23 protein-coding genes and 6 pseudogenes are annotated in these 23,066 nt (G+C 58.7%); 18 read left to right on the top strand and 11 right to left on the bottom strand.

What is annotated here, in order from left to right; all coding sequences use genetic code 11:
- Positions 1 to 35: 35 nt before the first annotated feature.
- A complete protein-coding gene (locus tag DU29_RS0117185) occupies positions 36 to 1,286 on the bottom strand; it encodes an MFS transporter (protein ID WP_028622777.1) in 1,251 nt (416 codons plus the stop codon).
- Positions 1,287 to 1,387: 101 nt separating this feature from the next.
- Here DU29_RS0117185 and DU29_RS0117180 point away from each other — a divergent pair, with 101 nt between their 5' ends.
- Positions 1,388 to 2,356 carry an AraC family transcriptional regulator gene (locus tag DU29_RS0117180; protein ID WP_028622776.1) on the top strand — a complete coding sequence of 323 codons (969 nt, stop codon included), beginning with the start codon at positions 1,388 to 1,390 and terminating at the stop codon, positions 2,354 to 2,356.
- A 37-nt stretch (positions 2,357 to 2,393) separates the two neighbouring features.
- Here the strand turns inward: DU29_RS0117180 and DU29_RS01000000130110 are convergent.
- From DU29_RS01000000130110 to DU29_RS0117155, 5 genes and pseudogenes are all read right to left on the bottom strand, one after another.
- Positions 2,394 to 2,898 (bottom strand): annotated as a pseudogene (locus DU29_RS01000000130110) (SDR family oxidoreductase).
- A 17-nt stretch (positions 2,899 to 2,915) separates the two neighbouring features.
- A pseudogene (locus DU29_RS1000000132450) lies at positions 2,916 to 3,014 on the bottom strand (EamA family transporter); the annotation flags it as partial.
- A gap of 146 nt (positions 3,015 to 3,160) precedes the next feature.
- Positions 3,161 to 3,464, bottom strand: a pseudogene (locus DU29_RS1000000132440) (LysR family transcriptional regulator); the annotation flags it as partial.
- Positions 3,465 to 3,734, bottom strand: a pseudogene (locus tag DU29_RS0117160) (HipA N-terminal domain-containing protein); the annotation flags it as partial.
- Complete coding sequence (locus DU29_RS0117155; RefSeq protein WP_028622774.1) at positions 3,727 to 4,044, bottom strand: helix-turn-helix domain-containing protein; 318 nt, start codon at positions 4,042 to 4,044, stop codon at positions 3,727 to 3,729. The pseudogene DU29_RS0117160 and the gene DU29_RS0117155, both read right to left, overlap by 8 nt.
- 329 nt (positions 4,045 to 4,373) lie before the next feature.
- On the opposite strand from DU29_RS0117155, the gene mexE reads away from it, so the two are divergent.
- The 5 genes and pseudogenes from mexE to DU29_RS1000000132435 all read left to right on the top strand — a co-directional run bounded on the left by mexE (position 4,374) and on the right by DU29_RS1000000132435 (position 10,416).
- Positions 4,374 to 5,627 (top strand): multidrug efflux RND transporter periplasmic adaptor subunit MexE, encoded by a 1,254-nt coding sequence (mexE, locus tag DU29_RS0117150; RefSeq protein WP_028622773.1) that lies wholly within the window; start codon positions 4,374 to 4,376, stop codon positions 5,625 to 5,627.
- 15 nt (positions 5,628 to 5,642) lie between these two features.
- Positions 5,643 to 6,467: pseudogene (locus DU29_RS0117145) on the top strand (efflux RND transporter permease subunit); the annotation flags it as partial.
- Between the two features lie 126 nt (positions 6,468 to 6,593).
- The gene (locus DU29_RS0117140; RefSeq protein WP_028622771.1) at positions 6,594 to 9,608 is read left to right on the top strand and encodes a Tn3 family transposase; all 3,015 of its coding nucleotides are present in this window, start codon (positions 6,594 to 6,596) and stop codon (positions 9,606 to 9,608) included.
- Complete coding sequence (tnpC, locus tag DU29_RS0117135) at positions 9,605 to 9,994, top strand: Tn3 family transposase post-transcriptional regulator TnpC (protein WP_028622770.1); 390 nt, start codon at positions 9,605 to 9,607, stop codon at positions 9,992 to 9,994. Before DU29_RS0117140 ends, tnpC begins: the two co-directional genes overlap by 4 nt.
- 215 nt (positions 9,995 to 10,209) lie before the next feature.
- Positions 10,210 to 10,416, top strand: coding sequence for a hypothetical protein (locus DU29_RS1000000132435; RefSeq protein WP_144000652.1), 207 nt, complete (start codon positions 10,210 to 10,212; stop codon positions 10,414 to 10,416).
- A gap of 222 nt (positions 10,417 to 10,638) precedes the next feature.
- Here DU29_RS1000000132435 and DU29_RS0117125 read toward each other — a convergent pair whose 3' ends face one another.
- On the bottom strand, positions 10,639 to 11,388 hold the full coding sequence (locus tag DU29_RS0117125) for an MBL fold metallo-hydrolase (protein WP_028622768.1): 750 nt from the start codon (positions 11,386 to 11,388) through the stop codon (positions 10,639 to 10,641).
- 11 nt (positions 11,389 to 11,399) lie between these two features.
- A complete protein-coding gene (locus tag DU29_RS0117120) occupies positions 11,400 to 11,834 on the bottom strand; it encodes a hypothetical protein (RefSeq protein WP_033050640.1) in 435 nt (144 codons plus the stop codon).
- A 186-nt stretch (positions 11,835 to 12,020) separates the two neighbouring features.
- On the opposite strand from DU29_RS0117120, the gene DU29_RS0117115 reads away from it, so the two are divergent.
- From DU29_RS0117115 to DU29_RS0117100, 4 genes are read left to right on the top strand one after another with little or no spacing between them, the layout of a single operon-like run.
- Positions 12,021 to 12,359: an ArsR/SmtB family transcription factor gene (locus DU29_RS0117115; RefSeq protein ID WP_028622766.1), complete on the top strand. Its 339-nt coding sequence runs from the start codon at positions 12,021 to 12,023 to the stop codon at positions 12,357 to 12,359.
- Positions 12,356 to 12,787 carry a YeeE/YedE family protein gene (locus tag DU29_RS0117110; RefSeq protein ID WP_028622765.1) on the top strand — a complete coding sequence of 144 codons (432 nt, stop codon included), beginning with the start codon at positions 12,356 to 12,358 and terminating at the stop codon, positions 12,785 to 12,787. Before DU29_RS0117115 ends, DU29_RS0117110 begins: the two co-directional genes overlap by 4 nt.
- Positions 12,788 to 12,796: 9 nt before the next feature.
- A complete protein-coding gene (locus tag DU29_RS0117105; RefSeq protein WP_028622764.1) occupies positions 12,797 to 13,222 on the top strand; it encodes a YeeE/YedE family protein in 426 nt (141 codons plus the stop codon).
- A gap of 54 nt (positions 13,223 to 13,276) precedes the next feature.
- Positions 13,277 to 14,065, top strand: a complete 789-nt coding sequence (locus tag DU29_RS0117100; protein ID WP_028622763.1) for a sulfite exporter TauE/SafE family protein — start codon at positions 13,277 to 13,279, stop codon at positions 14,063 to 14,065.
- Between the two features lie 192 nt (positions 14,066 to 14,257).
- On the opposite strand, the gene DU29_RS01000000130105 is transcribed toward DU29_RS0117100, so the two are convergent.
- Positions 14,258 to 15,025 (bottom strand): OBAP family protein, encoded by a 768-nt coding sequence (locus DU29_RS01000000130105; RefSeq protein ID WP_050483123.1) that lies wholly within the window; start codon positions 15,023 to 15,025, stop codon positions 14,258 to 14,260.
- 85 nt (positions 15,026 to 15,110) lie between these two features.
- Between DU29_RS01000000130105 and DU29_RS0117090 the strand changes: the two are divergent.
- The 6 genes and pseudogenes from DU29_RS0117090 to DU29_RS1000000133335 form a co-directional block, all read left to right on the top strand.
- Positions 15,111 to 15,668, top strand: a pseudogene (locus DU29_RS0117090) (thioredoxin family protein); the annotation flags it as partial.
- Positions 15,668 to 16,483, top strand: coding sequence for a TlpA family protein disulfide reductase (locus tag DU29_RS0117085; protein ID WP_028622761.1), 816 nt, complete (start codon positions 15,668 to 15,670; stop codon positions 16,481 to 16,483). The pseudogene DU29_RS0117090 and the gene DU29_RS0117085, both read left to right, overlap by 1 nt.
- Complete coding sequence (gene dsbG / locus DU29_RS0117080) at positions 16,480 to 17,256, top strand: thiol:disulfide interchange protein DsbG (RefSeq protein WP_028622760.1); 777 nt, start codon at positions 16,480 to 16,482, stop codon at positions 17,254 to 17,256. The genes DU29_RS0117085 and dsbG overlap by 4 nt, the downstream gene beginning before the upstream one ends.
- A 58-nt stretch (positions 17,257 to 17,314) precedes the next feature.
- The gene (locus DU29_RS0117075) at positions 17,315 to 17,962 is read left to right on the top strand and encodes a c-type cytochrome (protein ID WP_028622759.1); all 648 of its coding nucleotides are present in this window, start codon (positions 17,315 to 17,317) and stop codon (positions 17,960 to 17,962) included.
- Positions 17,959 to 18,876: a c-type cytochrome gene (locus DU29_RS0117070; RefSeq protein WP_028622758.1), complete on the top strand. Its 918-nt coding sequence runs from the start codon at positions 17,959 to 17,961 to the stop codon at positions 18,874 to 18,876. The genes DU29_RS0117075 and DU29_RS0117070 overlap by 4 nt, the downstream gene beginning before the upstream one ends.
- A gap of 181 nt (positions 18,877 to 19,057) precedes the next feature.
- The gene (locus DU29_RS1000000133335; protein WP_033050637.1) at positions 19,058 to 19,372 is read left to right on the top strand and encodes a hypothetical protein; all 315 of its coding nucleotides are present in this window, start codon (positions 19,058 to 19,060) and stop codon (positions 19,370 to 19,372) included.
- 216 nt (positions 19,373 to 19,588) lie between these two features.
- Here DU29_RS1000000133335 and DU29_RS01000000130095 read toward each other — a convergent pair whose 3' ends face one another.
- Together DU29_RS01000000130095 and DU29_RS0117055 are read right to left on the bottom strand one after the other, a co-directional pair.
- Positions 19,589 to 19,897, bottom strand: a complete 309-nt coding sequence (locus DU29_RS01000000130095) for an EamA family transporter (RefSeq protein ID WP_225104399.1) — start codon at positions 19,895 to 19,897, stop codon at positions 19,589 to 19,591.
- A gap of 179 nt (positions 19,898 to 20,076) precedes the next feature.
- A complete protein-coding gene (locus DU29_RS0117055; RefSeq protein ID WP_028622757.1) occupies positions 20,077 to 21,048 on the bottom strand; it encodes a site-specific integrase in 972 nt (323 codons plus the stop codon).
- 179 nt (positions 21,049 to 21,227) lie between these two features.
- On the opposite strand from DU29_RS0117055, the gene DU29_RS0117050 reads away from it, so the two are divergent.
- Together DU29_RS0117050 and DU29_RS0117045 are read left to right on the top strand one after the other, a co-directional pair.
- Entirely contained in the window at positions 21,228 to 22,226 is a 999-nt protein-coding gene (locus DU29_RS0117050) for a DNA-binding protein (protein WP_028622756.1), read from the top strand.
- 98 nt (positions 22,227 to 22,324) lie between these two features.
- Positions 22,325 to 22,921, top strand: coding sequence for a DUF6088 family protein (locus tag DU29_RS0117045; RefSeq protein ID WP_028622755.1), 597 nt, complete (start codon positions 22,325 to 22,327; stop codon positions 22,919 to 22,921).
- Positions 22,922 to 23,066: the final 145 nt, after the last annotated feature.

Raw genomic sequence — 23,066 nt, 5'->3', positions numbered from 1 at the left:
TGACGGACTGGATCGAAGCGGTTTGGCAAACCGGATCAAAGGTGCAACGCGGGTTTGGCCTGGCGAACGCCATGGGCAGAAGGCCCCCGAACACGCAGCGCAATCAGCAGCGCGGCCAGCAGCATCAGCACGGCAGCCGCGACGAACACGCCTGCGCTGCCACCGAAGCTGAACACTGCACCGCCAGCCGCGGCGCCCGTTGCGATGGCTGACTGCACAGATGCCACCACCATGCCGCCGGCGCTTTCCGCCTGATCAGGTACCGCACTGGCAACCCAGTTCGACCACGCCACCGGCACACCACCAAAGGCCAAGCCCCAGATCGCCAGCAATACCGCCTGCCCCGGCAACGAGGCCGGCAACAGCACCAACGCCAGTGCTGCAACGCCGACCAGCGCGGGCATCAACACCAGAGTGGCCAGCGGGTGGCGCTCCAGCAGCTTCCCGGCCAACAGCGTGCCGGCGAAGTTCGCCACACCGAACCCCAGCAGCATCAGTGACAGGCCTTGCGGGCCGATGCCGGTAGTCCCTTCAAGGAATGGCCGAACATAGGTAAACATCGCGAAGTGGCCGCTGTGCACCAGCACACAACCAAACATCCCCATGGCGATGCCCGGGCGCTGCAACACCTCGAGTACGGTACGCAGACGTGCGGGCCGGCGCGGCGCAAGGCGCGGCAGAGTGAACGACTGGAACGCCAGGGTCACCATGCCGACCGCCGCCGCTGCAAAGAACGCGCTGCGCCAGCCATATAGACCACCCAGATAGCTGCCCAACGGCACCGCAACGACCGTCCCGATGGCAATGCCGCTGAAAATGATCGATAGCGCTCGGGGCAACAGAGCACTCGGCACCAAGCGCATCGCCACCGCCGCTGCCATGCTCCAGAACCCACCAAGGGCAATGCCCAGCAAGATGCGCATCAGCAACAGCACCGCGAAACTGGAGGAAATGGCGACCAACAGATTGGAGGCGACCATCAACGTGGAAAAGCCCAGCAACACCCAACGGCGATCGACGCCGCGAGTCAGACCCGGCACCAACAAGCCGGCGAACAGCGCTACCACTGCAGTCACCGTTACCGCCTGGCCGGCCAGCGCTTCGGACACTCCCAGGTCAGTCGCCATCAGCGTCAGCAGACTGGCCGGAAGGTACTCAGCGGTCAGTAATCCGAACACCCCCATTGCCAACGAGAAGACGGCCATCCACGCCGGGGTCACAGGCTCTACGTCCGAGCCGACGCCGGGATGGCGTTCGGTTACGGCATTACACACACAGTCAGTCATTGCACGAATCTCCCAATTTTCATTGCGAGCCGAGTCTAGGCGGGGAAAGCTGGATGATCTATGATCAGAAATCTCTACTTTTTGACTAAAACACCTGAACAATGCCTGCAGATCAGTTTGCTCTTTCCTCGGATCTCATCAACGAGCTGTTGCGCGGCATGCGCCTGCGTGGCGTGGAATACCGGCGTATCCAGACGGGTCCGACCTTCGGTTTGGGCTTCGCGGAAAAACCTGGGCACGCCTGGTTCCACTTCGTGGCCGTCGGCACTGCGGTGCTGCAAATGGAGGACGGAAGCACCTACGCGCTGTCCGCTGGCAATGCCGTGTTCATCTCCCATGGCGCGGCCCATCAACTGTTTTCCCATGCGGACGTGCCTGTTCAAGACATCGACCTTTTAGATGGCGCGCCCCTCGGTGACACCGTCAGCGCGGTGGATACCGGAACCCATGCCAGCCCCACGCCGAGCACTATTTTGTTCAGTGGTTGTATGGAGTTTGAACTGGGCAGCATCCATGGTCTTGGTCGGCTGATGCCGGGCCTGATGCTGATTGATGCCGGCGGCCAGCGTTACCCCGGATTGGTGCCTATCCTGACCACCATGGAACGCGAGGTCAGCGCCGCACGTGTCGGCTTCGCCGGTATCCTCGCGCGGTTGGCCGACGTGGTGGCGGCCATGGTCGTTCGCGGCTGGGTGGAGTGCGCCTGCGGGAATGCCTCTGGGTTAGTCGCCGCCTTGCGCGATCCACGCCTGGCCGGTGCACTGCTTGCGCTCCATCAACAACCGGGCCGCGACTGGACCGTTGCGCAGCTGGCCGAGCACTGCAATACCTCGCGCTCGGTCTTCGCGGATCGCTTCCAGGTGACGATTGGCATGACCCCGCTGCGCTATGTCACCGAACTGCGAATGCGGCTGGCGAGCCAGTGGCTGACCCTCGAAAGGCTGCCGATCGAAGAGGTGGCGCAGCGTTTGGGCTATACCTCCCAGGCCGCTTTCAGTCGCGCATTCAAGCGTATTACGGGCAAGACACCCGGATTGAGTCGCAAGGTGAGGCAGCCCACTGTTACTTGAAGCCGAGCGCAGGGAGCCGATGATCCGGGCCTTTGACTCATTTACCGCCCGTCACGTCGAGGAAGGTACCGGTAACGAATGATGCCTCCGCGCTCGCCAGCCACAGAATCGCGCGTGCCACTTCCTCCGGCTGACCACCCCGCCCCATGGGGATCGAGTCCTTGACTCGATCGACCCGCCCCGGCTCACCACCACTGATATGCATTTCGCTGCATCCGCTCGAAGCCGAGGTCCTCCAGGCGTGACTGAGGCGACAGCATCCCGGCGTTGTTGACCAGTACGTCGATGCGCCCGAACGAGCGATCGATGGCCGCGAACAAATCGGCCACCTGGTGGGGGTCCGCACTGTCGGCCCGCATCGCCAACGCCCTGCGCCCCAATGCTTCTACATCCGCAACCACCGCCAGCGCCGCGGGCTCGTTGGCAACGTAGCTGATAGCGACGTCATAACCTCTTGTGGCCGCGAGCCGGGCTGTGGCCGCACCCACTCCTCGACTTCCACCGGTGATTAGAATCAGCGGTGCCTGTGAGACGTTGACCATTAAACCTACCTCCTGTGTCAGCCGATGATGAGGGTGCCGCTGGCGATCACTACGCACGCCAGTATCCGGCGGGCGGTGAGCGTCTCGCCGAGGAACACATGGCCAATCAACGCCGCTACGCAGCAGCGCATTCCAGCTGGCGTGCAGGAGCGCGGCGAAAAGCACGAGGAAGATGAGATGAAAAGGCATGCGCCACTTTAGGTAATCCGGCGCCGAGACTAAAGCGAAGTCTCCTCATCGCAGCATGAACGGATGCTCATGACTACTGGTCTACACGTTGTACTTTCACGCCTCACCGACCAGCCATTGGCGAAAGCTGACGATATGCGGCTGCGATTCATCGACCGTCATATTGGTATCGCCAAATCTGACGCTTTCCTGGAGCGGCACATAGGCCAGTCCGACGGCTTGAAACCATACCTCCCATTTTGACACCAACTCGGCACCATCCCGAGTCAGCAGGGGGAATGCAACAGTTCTGCGGGGCTCTGCGGAGTTCCGACGCGCCGCAGCAGTTCGGGGCTGGCCACAGGAAATACCTGCTCCCCAAACAGGAACTCCGAATGCCGGTCCATCAGCGTCATGCCCCAGCCGTCAGGCAGCGAATCATAGACCGGTCCCGGAAGGCCGAATTGATGGTTTGGGAAGCCTCGACGTAAAGGAACACCCTCCAGCGGCAGCGTATAGGCCGACAGTTCCAGGCCCTTACTCTTCGCTTCACTGCTGTACTCAAACAGGATCTGCGGACGATCGGTGATTGCAGTCGTAGACACCAGTGTGCCCCACAACCAGCGTTCCCCCCAGCCAACGTAGAAAACCTCGACCTCATCAAGCATCGGTGATCCTCCGTTTGATACGCTGGCGTTTGACACTGGTTTCGTATCGGCGAATGTCGTCAAGGCTGTCGAGCTTTGGCATGAACAGCCCTTGGAGCTCTTTGGTACGTCCTAGAACCATCGCTACACGGATTACGGTTTCGAACCCGACATTGCGCCCGGCTTCTAGGTTCGACACAGTATTGGTGCCAATGCCGGCGCGTCCGGCGACATCGGCTTGCGTCAATTGCATAGCCAGGCGCTCTTTGCGCAGGCGATCACACAGACGTTCAACCAGCTCGCCTGGGGTAACAAAGTTTAACTCCAGCATATTGGGTCTTCCATCGCTTAACTCGACTTAATACCCAGAATCATGGAGTTACTAGAGTCGACTCAGTCAGAGTTCCTTATGTTTGTTCGCGCGCATCACGCGTTTAGAGCTCCCAATTCGCGAAGGCGTGCAAGTGATTCTTGCGACGCACGCAACACAGCATTACCCTCAAACCAATTGATAGCCGCCTAACTAAAGGTGCATGCTAGAGAGCTTGATTCGGCCTCGTATCATTCCGAATGATAGTTACCTTCGCCCCATTCGATTCGTGTGATACACCCCTCGCCGAGCATCATCCGCCCATTCTCAATACATTGGCGGATGCTTCCATGGAACAATCACTTAAACATTTGCGCTTCCCGTTGGCCTTGTTGGCCGTACTGGTGATGAGCGCGTGTGGCAAGACGCCGGACACGGCTGCCGCTCCACCAGCCGCCAAAGTAAGCGTGGCCAAAGTGCTGGAGCAGCCCGTCAACGAGTGGGACGAATTTACGGGTCGCCTTGAAGCACCGGAAACCGTGCAGATCCGTCCGCGAGTTTCTGGCCAGATTGACGACGTGGCCTTTACCGAAGGCGCACTCGTCAAGAAAGGCGACTTGTTGTTTCAGATTGACCCGCGTCCGTTCCAGGCAGAGGTGCGCCGCCTCGAAGCCCTGGTCTCTCAGGCTCGCGCCACCGCCACCCGCAGTGAAAACGAAGCCCAGCGCGGTGAACGCCTGCGCACCAGCAACGCAATTTCCGCCGAACTGGCTGACTCGCGCACCAGCGCTTCCCAAGAAGCCCGCGCCGCGGTCGGAGCGCTGCAAGCGCAACTGGATCTGGCCAAACTGAACCTGAGCTTCACCCGCGTGACCGCGCCGATCAGTGGCCGCGTCAGCCGCGCCGAGATCACCGCCGGCAACCTGGTGACCGCCGACACCACCGCGCTGACCAGCGTCGTCTCCACCGACAAGGTCTACGCCTACTTCGACGCCGATGAGCGTGTCTTCCTCAAATACACCGCCCTCGCCCGCCAAGGCAAACGCGGCGCCACCACCCCGGTTTACCTGGGCCTGTCGAACGAAGAAGGCAACCCGCACCAGGGCGTGATGAACTTCGTCGACAACCAGGTCAACCCGCAGACCGGCACCATCCGCGGTCGCGCCGTCTTCGACAACACCGATGGCACTTACACCCCGGGCCTTTATGCACGTCTGAAGCTGGTCGGCAGCGGCACTTACTCCGCGGTGCTGATCAATGACGAAGCGGTCGGTACCGACCTGGGCAAGAAGTTCGTGCTGGTGCTCGATGGCGAAAACAATACCGCGTACCGCGCCGTTGAGCTGGGTCCGAAAATCGAAGGCTTGCGCATCGTGCGCAGTGGCCTGAGCAAGGATGACACGGTCATCGTCAAGGGCCTGCAACGCGTACGGCCTGGTTCACCGGTCACCCCTGAAGTTATCCCGATGGCCAGCGAGCAAACCCTCGCCGCGCTGGCTCAACAACGACAAGCGCTGGAAGCCAGCAACCTGCCCCAAGTCGCGCCTGCCAAAGCCGCGCCGGGTACGGTTGTGAAAGTGGCTGCCGCGACCCCACGCGGTTAAGGGACGACAAACCAGATGAATTTTTCCCAATTCTTTATTTCCCGGCCGATCTTCGCAGCGGTGCTGTCGCTGCTGATCCTGATCGCCGGCTCCATTTCGCTGTTCCAGTTGCCGATCAGCGAATACCCGGAAGTCGTGCCGCCAACCGTTGTGGTCCGCGCGAACTTCCCGGGTGCCAACCCGAAAGTCATCGGTGAAACCGTGGCAGCTCCGCTGGAGCAGGCCATCACCGGCGTCGAGAACATGCTCTACATGTCCTCGCAGTCGACCGCCGACGGCAAGATCACCCTGACCATCACCTTCGCGCTGGGTACCGACCTGGATAACGCGCAGGTGCAGGTGCAGAACCGCGTAACCCGGACCGAGCCGAAACTTCCCGAGGAAGTGACGCGCATCGGTATCACCGTCGACAAGGCTTCGCCCGACCTGACCATGGTTGTGCACTTGACCTCGCCGGACAAACGCTACGACATGCTCTACCTGTCCAACTACGCCCTGCTCAACATCAAGGATGAGCTGGCGCGGCTGGGCGGTGTCGGTGATGTGCAATTGTTCGGGATGGGCGACTACTCGCTGCGGGTGTGGCTTGATCCGAACAAAACTGCTTCGCGCAACCTGACGGCAACCGATGTGGTGACGGCGATTCGCGAGCAGAACCGTCAAGTGGCGGCCGGTGCACTGGGCGCTCCGCCTGCGCCGAATGCCACCGCGTTCCAGCTGTCGGTCAACACTCAGGGTCGTCTGGTCTCGGAGGAAGAGTTCGAGAACATCATCATTCGCTCCGGCGAAAACGGTGAGATCACTCGCCTCAAAGACATCGCGCGCATTGAACTGGGGTCATGCCGAGATAAAGGGGAAATTCACTCACTTCGCTCGTAAGATGCTGATGCTGAACGATTTTCTAAATAGCCCGCACAGCCCCTGATCGTGGACTATCTTTTCTGATTCCTCAGAAAAGGAGGTCCTATGGCTTCATTAGAGCGCACGGCGTACCCCACTCTGCCAAAGACGTATTCAAAAGCTGAGCTGCAGCGTGATTTTTCCTTCTCAGATGATGAGATTAAGTGGGTACGAAGCAAGTCCAAGGCCCCCTTTCACCTCAATCTCGCCGTCCTGCTCAAGACCTTCCAGGTACTTCGATATTTTCCTGACATCACCGACGTGCCTGATCAACTGGTGGAGTTCATTCGCGGAGAGTTGGGTCAGCGTAGCAAGGTGAAATTCGCGGAATACAAGTGGTTTCAGCAGTATCGCCACATGAACGCGATCCGAGCTCGCCTCGGTGTGACTGCATTCTACGGCTCTGATGCTATCGAGCTCGCCGAGCGGCATGCCAAAGCAATGTCGTTCGTGCTTGACCAGCGTGCCGACATCATCAACTCCGTGATTGAAGAACTGATCCGCCAGGATTATGAGCTCCCTGCGTACTCGACCCTGAATGATCTCGCTGAGCGGATTCATGCCGAAGCCCAAGAGACAATATTCAACCTCGTGGTAACCAGAACGCCAATCGAGGTGATCCACAAGCTAAAGGAGCTGCTCGACACGGACTTCGGCCGACGCCAGAGCGACTTCAATGCGCTGAAACAGGCGCCCAAGAAGCCCTCCCGCAAGCACCTGGAAGTGCTGATCGATCATCTGGCTTGGCTTGAGAGCTTCGGGGATCTGGGTGCCATTTTTGAAGGGATCGTCGATGCCAAGATCCGCCACTTTGCTGCCCAAGCTGCTGCGTCGGACGTCGCCGAGTTGAAGGACTGCTCGCTGCCGAAACGCTACACGCTGATGCTTGCCTTGATCTACCGAATGCGCGTGCGGACTCGGGATCACTTGGCCGAGATGTTCATTCGGCGGATTTCGACGATCCACAAACGCGCCAAGGAGGAGTTGGAGCAAATTCAGGCGCGGCAACGCCAGAAGCTGGAGCAGTTGGCAGCGACCCTGAACGGCGTAGTGCAGATTCTGGTTCAAGAACCGGATGATCAGGAGGCTGGCAGCCTGATTCGGGAATACCTCTCCCCCGATGGCAATCTGGATCGGTTGCGTGAGACTTGCGCCGAAGTCCAGGCTACCGGCGGTAATAACTACCTGCCGCTGATCTGGAAGCATTTCAGGTCCCATCGCTCACTATTATTCCGTCTCAGTCACCTTCTCCAACTGGAGCCCACGACTCAGGATCGATCGCTGGTTCAGGCACTGGAATTGATCCAGGACAGCGAGAATCTACACCGCGAATGGATCGACGAGCACGTCGATTTGTCGTTTGCGTCGGAGCGCTGGGTCAAGGTCGTTCGTCGTCCTTCCAGTGAGGGGCCACCGACCAACCGGCGCTATCTAGAAGTTTGCGTATTCTCCTACCTGGCCAGCGAGCTGCGATCCGGTGACATGTGCGTACAAGGGTCGGAATCCTTCGCCGATTACCGCAAGCAGTTACTGCCTTGGGAAGAGTGTCTCCAGCGACTACCAGTCTACTGCGAGAAAGTGGGTCTGCCTGCCAACGCGACGGAATTTGTCGCCTCGCTCAAGAGCCAGTTGGAAGAAACCGCACAGCAACTGGATGACAAGTTTCCCTCCTGTCGGGGGGATGTGTCGATCAACGAGGCCGGCGAACCGGTACTGCGTCGTGTAACAGCACGGGACATCCCACTTTCGGCCATCTCGCTGCAGACAGCGCTTATGCAGCGCATGCCGGCTAGGCATGTGCTGGACATCATGGCCAACATCGAACATTGGATTCAGTTCACTCGGCATTTCGGCCCCATGTCCGGCAACGAGCCAAAGCTCAAAGAGCCGGCCGAGCGCTATCTGATGACTATCTTCGCCATGGGCTGCAACCTGGGCCCTAACCAGGCCGCACGGCATCTGGCCGGTAATGTCACGCCACACATGCTGTCCTATACGAATCGCCGTCACCTCTCGCTGGAGAAGTTGGACAAAGCTAACCGCGAGCTGGTGGAGCTCTACTTGCAACTTGACCTGCCTAAGCTCTGGGGCGATGGCAAGGCGGTGGCCGCGGACGGTACTCAGTTCGACTTCTATGATGACAACCTGCTAGCCGGCTACCACTTCCGCTACCGCAAGATGGGGGCCGTGGCTTATCGGCATGTGGCCAACAACTACATCGCGGTGTTCCAGCACTTCATCCCACCTGGTATCTGGGAGGCGATTTACGTAATTGAGGGGCTGCTCAAGGCTGATCTCAGTGTCGAGGCAGACACTGTGTATTCCGATACTCAGGGGCAATCGGCGACGGTCTTTGCCTTCACCCATCTGCTGGGCATCAACCTGATGCCACGTATTCGCAACTGGCGGGACCTGGTGATGTGCCGGCCGGATCGCGGCGCTTCGTACAAGCATATCAACCGTCTGTTCACCGACACTGCCGACTGGAACCTGATCGAAACCCACTGGCAGGATTTGATGCAGGTCGCGCTGTCTATCCAGGCCGGCAAAATCTCCTCGTCTATGCTGCTGCGAAAACTCGGTTCCTACAGCCGGCGTAACAAGCTCTACCATGCGGCACAGGCACTGGGCAGCGTGATCCGTACGATCTTCCTGCTCAACTGGATCGGCAGTCGCGAGTTGCGCCAGGAGGTCACCGCGAACACCAACAAGATCGAGTCCTACAACGGTTTCTCCAAGTGGCTATCCTTCGGCGGCGATGTGATCGCCGAGAACGATCCGGACGAGCAGCAGAAACGCCTGCGCTACAACGACATGGTGGCCTCGTCGGTGATCCTGCAGAACACCGTGGACATGATGCGCATCCTGCAGAAACTGGCCCGCGAGGGCTGGCAGTTCACCGATGAAGACGTGTCGTTCCTCAGTCCCTACCTGACCAGCAACGTCAAACGCTTCGGCGAGTTCAACCTCAAACTCAATCGGCCGCCGGAACCATGGATCAAGGATTCGGTGTTTCAACAAGCCGCCGGCTCGCTGCGGGTCAGCACGACCCGCCAGGCCGATACCGAGATGACCTCATGATCAACATATCTCCCACATCTTTTCGCGTTACGCCGTGTGGAGAGGTGGACGTCGCAGCATTGGACAAGCTTCGCAACAGCTTCTACACGTCACAGCTACTTGAACTTGTCGATCGACTGGACACTAGCCTGGCTGAGGTGGGTGGGATGATTGCTGTACGCGACGACTTGCTGAAGCTGCATACGATGGCTCAGGCGTTGGTCGAAGGCACTCTACCGCCGGTTACGACCGAGGAATCCTGCGTCTGGGAGGTAGCCGAATCAGTGCTATTAGATCTTGAGACGTTGAGCTCCTGGATTCGCACTGCTCAGATGATGATCGCGCCGTTGGTCGATCTGGTGCCAAAGCATAGAGTCATTGAGTCGCCAGATCGCGAAGGCAACTGAGCAGGTAATTACCGGAGATAGATCAGCGTTCTGGCTGACTCGGGCTTTTACACTGCGCAATCGGTTTGATTGGAATCCATAAGTGGAAGCTCGCTCTGAAAATTTGTGATCGAGAACTGGCCATTTTTTGCCAAGATGCCCAATTGCTCCTGAGGTGAGGTCGATACCTACCGGGCTGAAGGGCCTGGCTATATCGATGTCGGTTTGCCTACGACATGCGCAAACGCAATGAGCGTATTGCGTACCATGGAGCTGACCACCAGCAAATTGCCGTCAGCTTCAATAACCCACCTGGAGATAATGAGCGGCTTGCGATGCGCAATGCTTACGACGATTTTCGCGTCACGATCAAAGTTGGTATCGAGGACACGATCCTCAATGAAACCGTGGTGCGGTTCCATGACGGCATCTCGGTCGGCTAACAGCTTTTTGTAACGCAACCAACCGAACTCCTGCGAAACATCGAGCCCGTCCACGCCCTGTGTCACGATATCCGCCGGCGCAGGGGTTAAGCTTCGCGCCATCACTAAATTGGCGCAGGGAGTATCTGTTGGTCGGTAGCTGCCTATCATATAAAGCCGCCCGCCCTTCCGGAACGGTTGTTCGTTTTAGCGGAAACGTTCACTGGCTTGGCATCACCGTAATCAGCCCTGAGGACTGCGCTCAACCTGTTCGCAATAGCGACGGAAATTATCCGTCAGGTCGGGTGGGCAGACGCCGCACAGGCGATTTCCAGGCACGGCGTGATCGATGAACGCGGGATAGGGCAAGTTCAATTCCGCCATAATTTCTCGGAAGCGCTCCAGGGTGATCGCTTCACCGAGTCGGGGGTTGCGCTGCTTTTCCTGGGCGATGGTCGAGACTCGACGACCGCTGTAGTCATGGCCGGGATAGACCAGGGTGTCGTCTGGCAGCGTGAGCAGCTTGTTTCTAACGCTGTGAAACAGATCGTCGGCGCTGCCGTTCTGAAAGTCGGTCCTACCGCAGCCGTCGATGAGTAATGCATCACCGCTGAACAGGCGATCACCGAGGAGATAGGCAAAGTGCCCGTCGGTGTGCCCGGGGGTATGCAAGGGTGTGAACTGCAGGCTGCCGACGATGAAAGGAACACCGTCCTCAATGCCCACATCCGTGCAGGGCAATTTGTCGATAGCCGGCCCCGCGATACGGCAGCCGGTCTGCTTCTTCAGTTCCAGCGCGGCGGTGATGTGGTCGGCATGTATGTGGGTGTCCAAGGTGAACGCCAGCTGCAGGTCCAGCCTGGCTAGCTCGGCCAGGTCGCGGTCCGTTGCGGAAATGACCGGGTCGATGAGCACGGCCTGGCCGGTGCCCTCGCACCCGAGCAAGTAGGTATAGGTGGACGACACGGGCTCGAACAGCTGGCGAAATATCATGATGGTCTCGGCTAATGGTGAGTGTTCAGCGGTGCCTGTTCCAGCGCCCTGAGCAGTGCATACTTTTCCTGATCGATCTCGCCCCGCGTGCGAATACCCAGCCGGCGCAGAATCGCCAGCGGCGGGCACCAGCCCTGCAAACCGTGTTGCAGAAGAAACGGCAGCACGACGCCAGGCAGCAGAAACCACTTTCGGTTCGCTGTCAGGCCAAGTAGCAAGCCAGACAGCGCGAGCGAGGAGGCATTGACCTCGAGCACGCGCTCCACGTCCCACTCGCGATCCAGGGCGTCGATACGCTGAAGAATTGCGCTTCGTCCCATCCCGCTGAATCGACGAACGTTCGCGTCCGTTTGCCGATCGATTTCTTGGTTCACAGGTTGGGACGTTGAGCGGCGAACCCGGTCCGCCTGGTCATGATTCGTACTGTTTTGCTGTATCGATAACATGTCTATCTCCTGGTTCGCGCCGACGGGGGCGCAGCGAGGTGAAGAGAAAAGCGATGCCGCACAATTTTAGGTGCCTGTAGGGGACGTCGAGTTCCGAGCCGGGCGTCCGCTGTCGCGTCGATACTATATATTGAAATATATATTGATAAATTATATTGTCAAATCCACCTGACCAGCTGAAGAAGAATGGCCGACATGGCAGATCTCGATATCGAAACCCTCCGCCGCAGTGCTGCGGACGCCTGCGGCTTGCTGAAGGTGCTGAGCAACCCTGACCGCCTGTTGTTGCTGTGCCAGCTGACCCAAGGGGAGCACTGCGTGGGTGATCTCGCCAGTGCGACGGGCATCGAGCAACCGACCCTGTCCCAACAGCTAACCGTGCTGCGTCACAACGGCTTGGTCAGCACCAGGCGCGAAGGCAAGCAAGTGCATTACAGTATTTCCAGCCATCAAGCGATGGAGGTCATGCAGGTGCTTTACCGGCTCTACTGCCAGCATCCCGAACGTGAGGAATCCACGACATGACGATCGACTGGGCGAATTTCACACCGTGGTTCTCGCTCGCCGGGGGCACGTTGATCGGCCTCGCTGCGACCCTGTTCATCTTGTTGAACGGGAGAATCGCGGGCATCAGCGGCGTGGTCGGCGGGTTGCTGCGGCCTGCCAAAGGCGATGTGCTCTGGCGTGTTTCATTCATCGCCGGACTGGTCATCGCGCCGGTGCTGTTTCAGGCCGCGTTCGAGCAGCCAGATATCCAGATTGATGCGAGCACCTTGACCCTGATCGCAGCCGGATTGTTGGTCGGGGTCGGCACGCGGTATGGCTCTGGTTGTACGAGCGGGCATGGCGTATGTGGATTGTCGCGCCGGTCGCCGCGCTCGCTGGTCGCGACGGCCGCATTCATGGCCAGCGGCTTTCTGACCGTATTCGTCATCCGCCACCTGCTGGGCTGAGGAGTTGCCATGAAATTGCTAAGCGCATTTGTAGCTGGGTTGGTTTTCGGCCTCGGCCTGATCCTGTCAGGGATGGCCGATCCATCCAAAGTGATCGCCTTTCTAGACCTCACCGGGCCGTGGGACCCCTCGCTTGCGTTCGTTATGGGCGGTGCGATCGTGGTCGCCAGTGTCGGGTTCTATTTCGCCTCCAAACGGTCCCGGGCGGTGCTGGGAGATGTCATGCGGATGCCCACCGCCACCCGAATAGATCGTCGTCTCGTGCTGGGTAGCCTGGCGTTCGGAGTGGGTTGGGGGCTGGCCGGTTATTGTCCAGGACCGGCGGTCGCGACGCTTTTGAGTGGCCGGAGCGAGCCGCTGATCTTTATTCTCGCGATGCTAGCGGGCATGGCGCTGTACGAGCTGCAGACTCGCTTAGCGGATAAGCCGCAGTGATTAGCTGCGTTAGTATCCGCATGACTCGGCCGAGGCGCCCGGACAGGGCGGCTTATGGTCATTGAGTTTGGACTCGGCTTGCTCGTTGGCATTGTCCTAGCGCTTACAGGGGCGGGGGGAGGCATCCTGACGGTCCCCTTGTTGGTGTTTGTGATGGGCCTTGGTTTGCCTCAAGCGGCACCTATTGGCTTGCTTGCTGTTGGTTTGGCGGCCTGGGTGGGGGCGGTTATCGGTCTTAGGGAAGGAATAGTTCGCTACAAGGCGGCTGTACTGATGGCCTTCTGCGGCATGTTGCTTGCTCCTGCGGGTGTCTGGGCTGCGGGAAGATTAGAGCACAGCATGCTTGCCATGCTGTTCGCTCTTGTTTTGTTTTACGTAGCGTTCCGTTCCGTCCGGCAGCCAAGCCGTCATGCTATTCATGCGCGAGCAATTCCTTGTCAGCTCAATCCTCAGACGGGGCGGTTTCGTTGGACGTCTCGCTGCGCAGCAATTGTCTCAGCGTCGGGTTCGCTGGCTGGTTTCCTCTCCGGGCTTCTCGGCGTAGGCGGGGGATTTGTCCTGGTACCGGCACTGGGCCGTTACAGCGATCTGTCTATGCGATCTGTTACTGCAACATCATTGGCAGTCATAGGGCTTGTGTCGGTTAGCGGCGTATCGTCTTCAGTGTTAGCTGGCAATCTTGACTGGACAGTTGCTCTTCCATTTTCTGCGGGTGCGATTGCAGGAATGCTGACGGGGCAATCAATTTCTGCGCGCTTGGACGGCAAGAGGCTTCAGAAAGGCTTTGGGTTGATTGCATTTATTGCAGCGGTCGCCTTGATGATCGAAAGCATCCGGTATTGACGTAGGTTATCCGGGCATATGCTTGGTTTTAGCGCTGCAACGGCAGAGCTGCGCTTGGTTTGGCAGGATCAGCCGGCCAAGCGCTTCTGGAAATAGCGCAGGAATAAGGCGCATTACTGCACGGCTTCGAACAGATACCGTAATCAGTCTCCTCAGGAGAGAAAAGCCTTTATATCGGCAAACGACTGACCTCTATCTAGAATCCGATTCCGACAGCGCCTCGGACTGATTTGTGGTTTTTTTATCAACAACACCGGGAATGGATCGGGTGGGGCGTTCAAATTGGCCCTTGAGCGCATCCACGCCGCTCTGGGGCTTGGCCAGTGGCAAAAGGTCCTGTCTGGCGTTACGACGTTCCTCCGTATTGATATCCATACGCTTGTCTCGGCTTTCCACCAATCCCTTTTTGGCCTCACCAATCCGATTAAACGACCATGCGAGCTTCGGTTCTCCAAATGGCAACGACTCGCCTGGCTTGCCATGGGTTGCATCCCACGTATGCCAAGTCTTACCGTAGCTGTTCATTTTGCTTTTCATAAGTTCATGGTCTGCTTTAACCGGCAGGCCAGGTGCAACCAGCTGTCCCGAAAGAATCTCTCCATTATGGGGATGCCAATACTGTTTTTCTGATTCCGGTAAACTTTCGAAAATCTTTTCAGAAATTATGTATTCGATACCGTTCAAATTCGCGCTTCGTGTGTTTCCATCGAACAATGCGCATTGCGCAAAATCTTCGTTGGCTTGAGTGCAAAAATGATGCGCTTCCATTTGATGTGATGGATCATCTTTCATGGGATGAAAGCCGACCAAATAGACGTTCATGGGATCCAGAGGCGAATCCGTTTGGAGCATGGCTGCTCCTGCCTCCAAAACATTGGTTTTGGTAGATTCTGCTCTTCCAGCGGGTTCAGTTGACGAGCTGACCGTGCCGAAACCGGTACAGCCCGAAACCATCGCCATGGTTGCGATGCAGAAAACTTTCCTGTTCTGCTGAGCTAAATATTTTCCGCAAGTGGGCAAACGCTTATAGGTTGATTTCAGGGGCGCCAGTGGATTGCTGCAACTGGCGCGTCAATTGGTGCGGCATCAGGCGTTCAGCCGGTCAGTCGCGGCGCTAGCCGGGGTATGGGGCGTGGCGCTGCTGCTGGGGGCGGCTGGCGGCGCGCAGGATGTCATGCGGCCGCTCGGTGTGTTCACGGGCGGCGTTGCGCCCTCGCAGGGTGTTGAGTCTGCCCACGGATTTGTCGGTTTCAGCGAGCCGGCCGACCTTGATCGTGAGCTGGCTGCCGCCAAAGCCGCCGGCCAGTGGGTATTGGTGGACTATTACGCGGACTGGTGCGTGTCCTGCAAGGTCATGGAAAAGGAAGTATTCGGCGACGCGCAGGTGCAAGCCGCGCTCACTGGCGTGCGGATTCTGCGGCCGGACGTGACGCAGACCGACCCCTCCAGTCGCGAGCTGCTAAACCGCTATCAGGTCATGGGGCCGCCGACGCTGCTCTTCATCGGCCCGGACGGGGAAGAAAGACGTATCCAACGCATCACCGGCGAGGTCGACGCGATCCAATTTCTAAGCAGATGGAACGAAACAATGGAGCGAGGCTGATGCTGACAATTAATGCGGGGCCCTTGGCACTCGCCGTTCCGCATGCGCTCATGTTGGTGAGCCTGTTTCTGGCGATGCTCACCGGCTGGTGGGTCGGGCGGCGCAGCGAGCGGAATCCGGAACAGCAGCTGTTCAGGCTGCTGCTGGTGGCGCTACTGGTCGCTCGGCTGGCCTTCGTGCTGGTGTATGTCGAGCATTTCCGAGAAGAGCCCTGGCGCGTGATCGACATACGTGACGGCGGGTTTATTGCCTGGCCAGGCTTGTTGGTGGCGGTGCTGTTGGGTACTTGGCTTGCCTGGCGCGATAGCGGTTTGCGTAGACCACTTGGCGCTGCGGTGATGGTAGGTATGCTCAGTTGGGGATTTGGGACATTCGCATTGCATGCCTTCGAGCAGGGCACGCGGCTGCCCGAGATGGGGTTGCGAGACATCCAGGGCAAGCCGGCCGCCTTGCAGGATTACGTCGGCAAGCCGCTTGTGGTCAACCTGTGGGCCACCTGGTGCCCTCCCTGCAGGCGGGAAATGCCGGTCCTTGCGAAGGCGCAGCAAGACAACACCGAGGTGAATTTCCTGTTCGTCAACCAGGGTGAGGGCGAGCGATTGATCGCCGACTTCCTTGACGCCGAAGGGCTCAGCCTGGAAAACGTCCTGCTCGACACCGGCGGTCGCCTCGGCCAGCATGTAGGTTCTGCAGCACTGCCCACCACGCTTTTCTATGACGCCGAGGGACGCCAGGTTGGCAGTCATCTCGGTGAGCTTTCTCATGCCAGTCTGGCGCGCGCTCTTGAGCAATTTAAGGTAAAAAACCAGCCATGAAATCCGTACGATCACTTTCCTTTTTCATTTCTACGCTGGCCTTGCTACCGGCACCCCTGGTGCTGGCAGAGGCCCTGCCTCCTGCGGTTCAGGCCATTGAAGCGCGTGGAGCCAAAGTAGTCGGCAGCTTCGACGCACCGGGCGGATTGAAGGGCTATGCGGCGCGTTATAACGGAGAGGGCATCGCGCTGTACCTGACACCGGACGGCGATCATGTCGTGATCGGCAGTTTGCTGGATGCCGCGGGTGAAGACCTGACCAAGGCACCGCTTGAAAAACTGGTGTATGAGCCGATGAGCAGCGAGATGTGGCAGCGGCTGGAGAGCAGCACCTGGATAGCTGACGGCGCGGCCGAAGCGCCACGGGTCATCTACATGTTTTCCGATCCGAACTGCCCATTCTGCAACATGTTCTGGAAACAGGCGCGGCCCTGGGTCGAAGCGGGTGACGTTCAGCTTCGTCACGTCATGGTTGGCATGCTGCGTCCGGACAGCGCCGGTAAAGCCGCCGCGTTGCTGGCCGCCAAGGATCCCGAGGCGGCCCTCAATGTACACGAAGCAGCGGGTAAGGCGAGCACGCTCAAGCCGATCGAGGGCATCTCGCCAACAGTGAATGAGCAGCTAGAGGCGAACCTCACCCTGATGGGTGAAATGGGCGCCTCGGCTACGCCAGCGATTTATTACCTGGACGATGACGGACGGCTGCAGCAACATCAGGGCGCGCCTCGCCCCGATGCATTGAATGAGATCATGGGGCCGTTGTCAAAGCGCTAGATCGGCAAAGGTCCGCCAGCACCGATGCTGCATAAAATAATAATGATATGGAGGCTATATGAACGTCCCCCTATTGCCCTTGGCTGGGCTCTTTCTTGTGGTTTCCGTGTCCGCGCAAGCTGCGGATGCGACTGCGGTTTACAGCAAAGGCGGGGCCAACCCCGCCGCCATGGCGTGTGTTACCTGTCACGGAGCCGAGGGTGGGGGGATGGCCGCTGCGGGCTTCCCCCGCCTTGCGGGCCTGTCAGCCGAGTACATGCGTAAGCAGCTGGCTGATTTCGCATCCGGTGCACGCGCCAACCCAATCATGCAACCCATTGCCGCGGCGTTGAGCGCCGACGAAGCCGATGCGGTCACAACCATGTTGGCCGGCAAGCCGCATCCGCAGCCTGATCGAGTCGACCGTACCGCTTTGGCCGATGGACCTGGCGAGACACTTGCCCTGCGCGGTGCGTGGGATCGCAATATTCCAGAATGTGTCGCCTGCCACGGTCCCAGCGGAACAGGAGTCGGCGACGCCTTCCCACCGCTGGCCGGGCAGTCGGCACAGTACCTGTCGTCGCAGCTGACCGCCTGGCGACAGGGCACCCGCAAGAACGACCCCAACGACTTGATGGGCCACATCGCACGTAGCTTGACCGAGGACGAGGTAACGGCGGTCTCGACGTACTTCGCAGGCCTGACCGACAAAGGAGCAGCCAAATGAAGACCCATACAACCGCACTGCTGTTGATGTCATTGGCCTTCCCGGTGCTCGCGGACGACATCGCGATGGAAGATCAGTCGCAGATCCTGACCGGGGCCGGTGATCCCGCTAGCAGCAAGTACTTCCAACCGCCAAAGGAAAGCGAACTGCCTGACAACGCCTACGGGCAACTGGTACAGCAAGGTCGGGCCATATTCGTCGATACCAAGACGCATGCGCCCGACTATGTGGGCAACGGCCTAGCCTGTGCGAACTGCCACCTCGAACAGGGCCGGAAAGCCAACTCTGCACCGCTCTGGGCCGCCTACACCATGTACCCGGCGTACCGAAAGAAGAACGACAAGGTGAATAGTTATGCCGAGCGCCTTCAGGGCTGTTTCCAGTTCAGTATGAACGGCAAGGCACCCGAGGCTGACGGCCCCGTTATCGCCGCGCTTTCAGCCTATTCATACTGGCTTGCAACCGGAGCACCCACGGCGCAAGAGCTACCAGGTCGGGCCTATCCGGAAGTGCCACAACCCGAAGGCGGATACGACCTGGCAAAGGGAGAACAGGTCTACGACGCACAATGCGCCGTCTGTCATGGGCCGAACGGGGAAGGACAGAAGTCTGGTGACCTTTATGTATTCCCGCCACTATGGGGGGCGGACTCGTTCAACTGGGGTGCAGGCATGCATCGGATCAACACAGCCGCGGCGTTTATCAAGGAAAACATGCCACTGGGCAAAGGCGGCACCCTGTCAGACGAAGACGCTTGGAACGTGGCGGCATTTATGAATAGCCACGAGCGACCGCAAGACCCGCGCCTGGTCGATGGCTCAGTCGAGAAAACCCGTGATAAATACCATGCCAATGACGGCGTGAACCTTTACGGCGAAACCGTTAACGGCAAGATGCTAGGTAAGGGGATCTGACAAGCAAGCACGCGTTGGCGCACTTACATGCGTTTGGCGGTTAATCGGTCTGAACAGATGGGCTGAGGAGGCCCGCTTACCTGGCAGTCCGCTTTTGGCCTATTCCATTGAAAAACTAGGTTGAGTGAGCTGGCTGAAGCTGGCTCACTCAACCTCCATCAGCTCAGTGGAGTTCTCCACGATGGTGGGACGTCAGCAGGCCGCTCAGGCCCCTCTGTTCTACACGTTCAATCTGGACGATCACATTCCAGCCAATCACCTGTTGTGCTGTATCGATCAGTTCCTAGACCTGAGTGAGTTGCATCAGCATCTGGATTCGCACTATACGGCCCTGGCTATCGGAATGGTCATAGAGGCAGCTCAGGTCGCTGGGTGTATTGCAGAATTCACCTTGGGGCAAAACCTTCACCCTACTAGGGCAACTCGCTTAGAGATTCTGCTTTGCCCGACTGGGATTGCTTTGCTGCTGCCCGCGCAGCATGGCCGGCATTCGTGACAATGGCGCTGTACGGAGCTGGGAATGGCATCCTGACTATCACGGAGCGACTGTCGAAGGCCAAAGCACCGCGGTTCACCTGGATCATCACTTCGTGCCCAGCGGCTGCCTCAGCGAGAGTTCCCCAAGCACTTCGAACTGATCGAGATCATCGAGGCCCGTGCACAGCTCACGCTGGCGGCAACCTTTCAACAGCACGAGGCCTAGGATCACAGGTCAGGGCTTTTTGGCAATAACCAAAAGCCCGGCCACGATCAACCCGGCACCGGCCAGCATCCGCAGCGTGATCACTTCGCGCAGCAGTAGCCAGGCCATCAGCATCGCTACCACGACGCTGCCCTTGTCGATCAGCGCCACCGTGGCTACGTCCCCCAGCTTCAACGCCTTGTAGTAGAAGATCCAAGACAGCGCCGTGGTGATGCCGGAAAGGCCAAGCCACAGCAGGTTGCGCTGGTTGACCTCGGCAATTTGCTGCACGGGCACCGCCCAGACCGCAAAGATCAGCACGAAGGTGCAGACGAACAGGGTGCGAATCGTCAGCCCCAGCTCGCCGGGCAGCGTGAATCGGGCGTCCAGAATAGGATTCTATAATCGACTATAAAGGCCTATAAAGTTCATTCTAGAGCGGCTCAGCTGCCTGTAAACGCCAGCAGCGAGTCCGATTGCGGTTCATACGGCGCCGTTGTCCCTGATGTGTACCGGTGTTAATGAGAAGCTGAAATTTGGCCCAGAGGTCCAGCATGAAGCTCAAGGGCAGGTTTAGCTGCAAGGCCACCAAAGGATATGGCGGGGTCGATGTAGCGCATGGCGGACTTGATGTCTTTCCAGCCTACATAGGTCATCAAGGCCTTGAGATCCCAGCCATTTGCCGTGGCCCAGGTGGCGAAGCCTCGGCGTAGCGAATGGCTGGTGTACAACTCGGCCGAGACACCGGCGCGTTGCAGGATGTGACGCAACAAGCTGATCAGGCTGCCGGGGTGCAGGGCCTCGCTGCCCAGATGCCCCCAGCGATCCAGGCGACAGAACACTGCGCCACGGGCAATGCCGGCGGCACTGATCCAGTCGAGATAAGCCTGCACAGGACAGAGGCATTTCAAGGCTGGTACGTAATGAGTCGTGCCGAGGTTTTCCCGGTCACCCTTGCTCTGCGGCAGGAATAGGCTCATGCCCGCACCGGCTTCGGCTTGGATATGCTCGACCTGCAGTCGACAGAGTTCGTCGCTGCGAAAACCCCGCCAGAAGCCGATTTGCAGCAGCGCCGCATCGCGCCGGCTGCGCAGCAGGCTTGCCAAATTGCCGGACTGCTGAGCCCGTTCGGCTTCCTGATTCAGCCATTGAATTGCTTGCTCCAGGTGCTGCAACTGCAGCGGTGCAGCCTGCTTCGTTTGCGCCGGATGCAATGTGCGGATGCCTTTGAGCACCTGACGCACCGTGGGCGTCTTGGTCGGATCAGGAAAGCCCTGGGTGATATGCCACTGAGCCAGAGCGGCCAAGCGCTGTTTGAGCGTGTTGCTGCTTAGGGTGTCGGCGTAGTCCACCAGGTAGCGCACGATGCTATCGCTGGTGGCAGGCAGAAAGCCACCCCACGTCACTTCGAAGTGCTCGATGGCCGACTGGTAGCTGCGGCGGGTGTTTTCCCGCGTACCGGCTTGCAGATAGCGCCCGACGTCTTTCATCGCTCGAAATGCCCTTTGTGTACTTGAAAACGGCAGCTAAGCGACCGTTTGTGCCGATCTTATTGGATAACGCTCCATTATTTTATCTGATTTATACACTTGAGAATCGCTTTACATCGGATCGTTTTGGAATGTAAATACATGGTATGTAATCCACTACGAAATCGTAGGAGCAAACCATGGCTCGCGGCGGCATCAACAAGGCACTGGTTCAGAAGGCGCGACAAGCCATCCTGGCGCGGGGCGAGAACCCCAGCATCGATGCTGTACGAGTCGAACTAGGCAATACCGGCTCGAAAACCACCATTCACCGCTATCTAAAAGAACTCGAAGATGCCGAGCGCGGCCGGGTTGCGGCCTCGATCCCGCTCAGCGAACAGCTGGCCAACCTGGTCGGCCAGTTAGCGGATCAGCTAAAGGAGGATGCGCAGGCCGCCGTGGCCCAAGAGCGCGAGCAACTGGCACGTGAGCGGCTCGGCTACCAGAACCAGGCTCGGCAAGCCGAAAGCCGCATCCAGCAGTTGGAAAGTCAATGCGGCGGGCTCACGGAACAGCTTCAGGCTGTTCAGCAAGCGCTACAGCAGGAGCAGCAGCAACGCCAACAGGCCGAGGTTGAGAATGCCCGCCTATTGCAGGCCAACCGCGATTTGGAGGAGCGCCTGCAGGACCGCGATGGGCAGATTCGTTCGCTGGAGGAAAAACATCAGCACGCACGCGACGCCTTGGAACACTACCGACAGGCCAGCAAGGAGCAGCGTGAGCAGGAACAACGTCGACACGAGTCGCAGGTACAGCAGCTGCAACTGGAACTGCGGCAACTGCAGCAGACCTTGATAATCAAGCAGGACGAGTTGACCCAGTTGAACCGCGACAATGCGCGCCTGCTCGCCGAGGCGCGGCAGTTGCAAAAAGAGCAGCATGCGCAGCAACAGCTACTGGCGCAGAAGGTCCAGGCTTTGGAAGCCGCCCAGAGCGCGTTGACCGGCACTGAGCGAGCGAATGAAGCCCTGGAACAGCGTTGCAGCACATTGCAGGAGGAGGTGTCCCGGCTGGGCGAAGCCTCCGCGACCCAGGCGCAGCAAGCGCAGGGCCTGCAGGAGCGCTTGGTCGAAGCGACTACACAGCTGAAGCTACTCGGGGCGTCGCTTGCGAACAGCGATGGTGCACGTAGCACATGAGGAGAACTGTTCCTACACCTGTACGAGGCCGCTCTTCGTTTGATCAATGTCAGAAATGTTGCTAGGTTTCTGACATATCTCAAAAGCTAGCCTTCATCATGAAATCCCTTCCCGAGACGATCATCGAGCACAGCAGACTTCTCCCTGAAGGAGGGGCTCTTGCGCCAAAAGAGTTTCTTTATTTGGCTAGCCGAGCGGCGGTGGACCAAGCATTCTCCCGATTAGTCAAAGGCGGGAAGTTGATGCGAGTTTCTCGTGGCCTCTATGTGGCTCCGGTCACCGGTCGCTTCGGCAAACGTGCGCCGGCGACGGAGAAGGTCATCAGCGCAATGGCTTCGAAAAGCCATCAGGTAATCGCGTTGGGCGGTGCCCGTGCGGCGAACGCGCTAGGGCTGACGCAACAGATGTCGATTCGGGAGGTATTTGTCACCAGCGGACGGCCGAGAATCCTGCAGTTAGGCAAGACTCAGGTGAGAATCGAGCATGCGCCACAGTGGCAAGTCGCCCTCGGAGCGACCATTGCTGGCGACGCTGTACGTGCGCTTGCCTGGCTGGGAAAACCTCACGCCCAAGAGACAGTCGCAAAGCTACGCGTGTGCCTGTCGAGTAGCGATTGGCAGATCTTGAAATCGCATAGATCCAACCTTCCTCCATGGATGGCTGAAGCAATTGGGCGCGAAGCGGCCTTCGCTTGAGCAGGACTTCCAATCTACTCGTTTAAATACAGCAAGTTACAGAGCATATATCCTAATTTTTGCTTTTTCTCGGCATGCCCCATCTAAACGTCAGAATCGCTTCATTGCTACAGCTTTTCTTAATTCGGCAATGAAAATGTCCACA

It is taken from the genome of Pseudomonas sp. Ant30-3 (assembly GCF_000690905.1).
Classification (GTDB): domain Bacteria; phylum Pseudomonadota; class Gammaproteobacteria; order Pseudomonadales; family Pseudomonadaceae; genus Aquipseudomonas.
This window is presented reverse-complemented; position numbering and strand designations above follow the sequence as displayed.

Coding starts and splice junctions, on each gene's coding strand:
- DU29_RS0117055 (WP_028622757.1), bottom strand. CDS start 21,048: ATGAAAGACGTCGGGCGCTATCTGCAAGCCGGTACGCGGGAAAACACC.
- DU29_RS0117100 (WP_028622763.1), top strand. CDS start 13,277: ATGGTCATTGAGTTTGGACTCGGCTTGCTCGTTGGCATTGTCCTAGCG.
- DU29_RS0117155 (WP_028622774.1), bottom strand. CDS start 4,044: ATGCTGGAGTTAAACTTTGTTACCCCAGGCGAGCTGGTTGAACGTCTG.
- DU29_RS0117180 (WP_028622776.1), top strand. CDS start 1,388: ATGCCTGCAGATCAGTTTGCTCTTTCCTCGGATCTCATCAACGAGCTG.
- DU29_RS1000000133335 (WP_033050637.1), top strand. CDS start 19,058: ATGGTGGGACGTCAGCAGGCCGCTCAGGCCCCTCTGTTCTACACGTTC.
- DU29_RS0117125 (WP_028622768.1), bottom strand. CDS start 11,388: ATGATATTTCGCCAGCTGTTCGAGCCCGTGTCGTCCACCTATACCTAC.
- DU29_RS0117120 (WP_033050640.1), bottom strand. CDS start 11,834: ATGTTATCGATACAGCAAAACAGTACGAATCATGACCAGGCGGACCGG.
- DU29_RS0117140 (WP_028622771.1), top strand. CDS start 6,594: ATGGCTTCATTAGAGCGCACGGCGTACCCCACTCTGCCAAAGACGTAT.
- dsbG (WP_028622760.1), top strand. CDS start 16,480: ATGAAATCCGTACGATCACTTTCCTTTTTCATTTCTACGCTGGCCTTG.
- DU29_RS01000000130105 (WP_050483123.1), bottom strand. CDS start 15,025: ATGGCGATGGTTTCGGGCTGTACCGGTTTCGGCACGGTCAGCTCGTCA.
- DU29_RS0117185 (WP_028622777.1), bottom strand. CDS start 1,286: ATGACTGACTGTGTGTGTAATGCCGTAACCGAACGCCATCCCGGCGTC.
- DU29_RS0117085 (WP_028622761.1), top strand. CDS start 15,668: ATGCTGACAATTAATGCGGGGCCCTTGGCACTCGCCGTTCCGCATGCG.
- DU29_RS0117050 (WP_028622756.1), top strand. CDS start 21,228: ATGGCTCGCGGCGGCATCAACAAGGCACTGGTTCAGAAGGCGCGACAA.
- DU29_RS0117105 (WP_028622764.1), top strand. CDS start 12,797: ATGAAATTGCTAAGCGCATTTGTAGCTGGGTTGGTTTTCGGCCTCGGC.
- DU29_RS0117070 (WP_028622758.1), top strand. CDS start 17,959: ATGAAGACCCATACAACCGCACTGCTGTTGATGTCATTGGCCTTCCCG.
- DU29_RS0117045 (WP_028622755.1), top strand. CDS start 22,325: ATGAAATCCCTTCCCGAGACGATCATCGAGCACAGCAGACTTCTCCCT.
- DU29_RS0117110 (WP_028622765.1), top strand. CDS start 12,356: ATGACGATCGACTGGGCGAATTTCACACCGTGGTTCTCGCTCGCCGGG.
- DU29_RS0117115 (WP_028622766.1), top strand. CDS start 12,021: ATGGCCGACATGGCAGATCTCGATATCGAAACCCTCCGCCGCAGTGCT.
- DU29_RS0117075 (WP_028622759.1), top strand. CDS start 17,315: ATGAACGTCCCCCTATTGCCCTTGGCTGGGCTCTTTCTTGTGGTTTCC.
- DU29_RS1000000132435 (WP_144000652.1), top strand. CDS start 10,210: ATGCGCAAACGCAATGAGCGTATTGCGTACCATGGAGCTGACCACCAG.
- mexE (WP_028622773.1), top strand. CDS start 4,374: ATGGAACAATCACTTAAACATTTGCGCTTCCCGTTGGCCTTGTTGGCC.
- tnpC (WP_028622770.1), top strand. CDS start 9,605: ATGATCAACATATCTCCCACATCTTTTCGCGTTACGCCGTGTGGAGAG.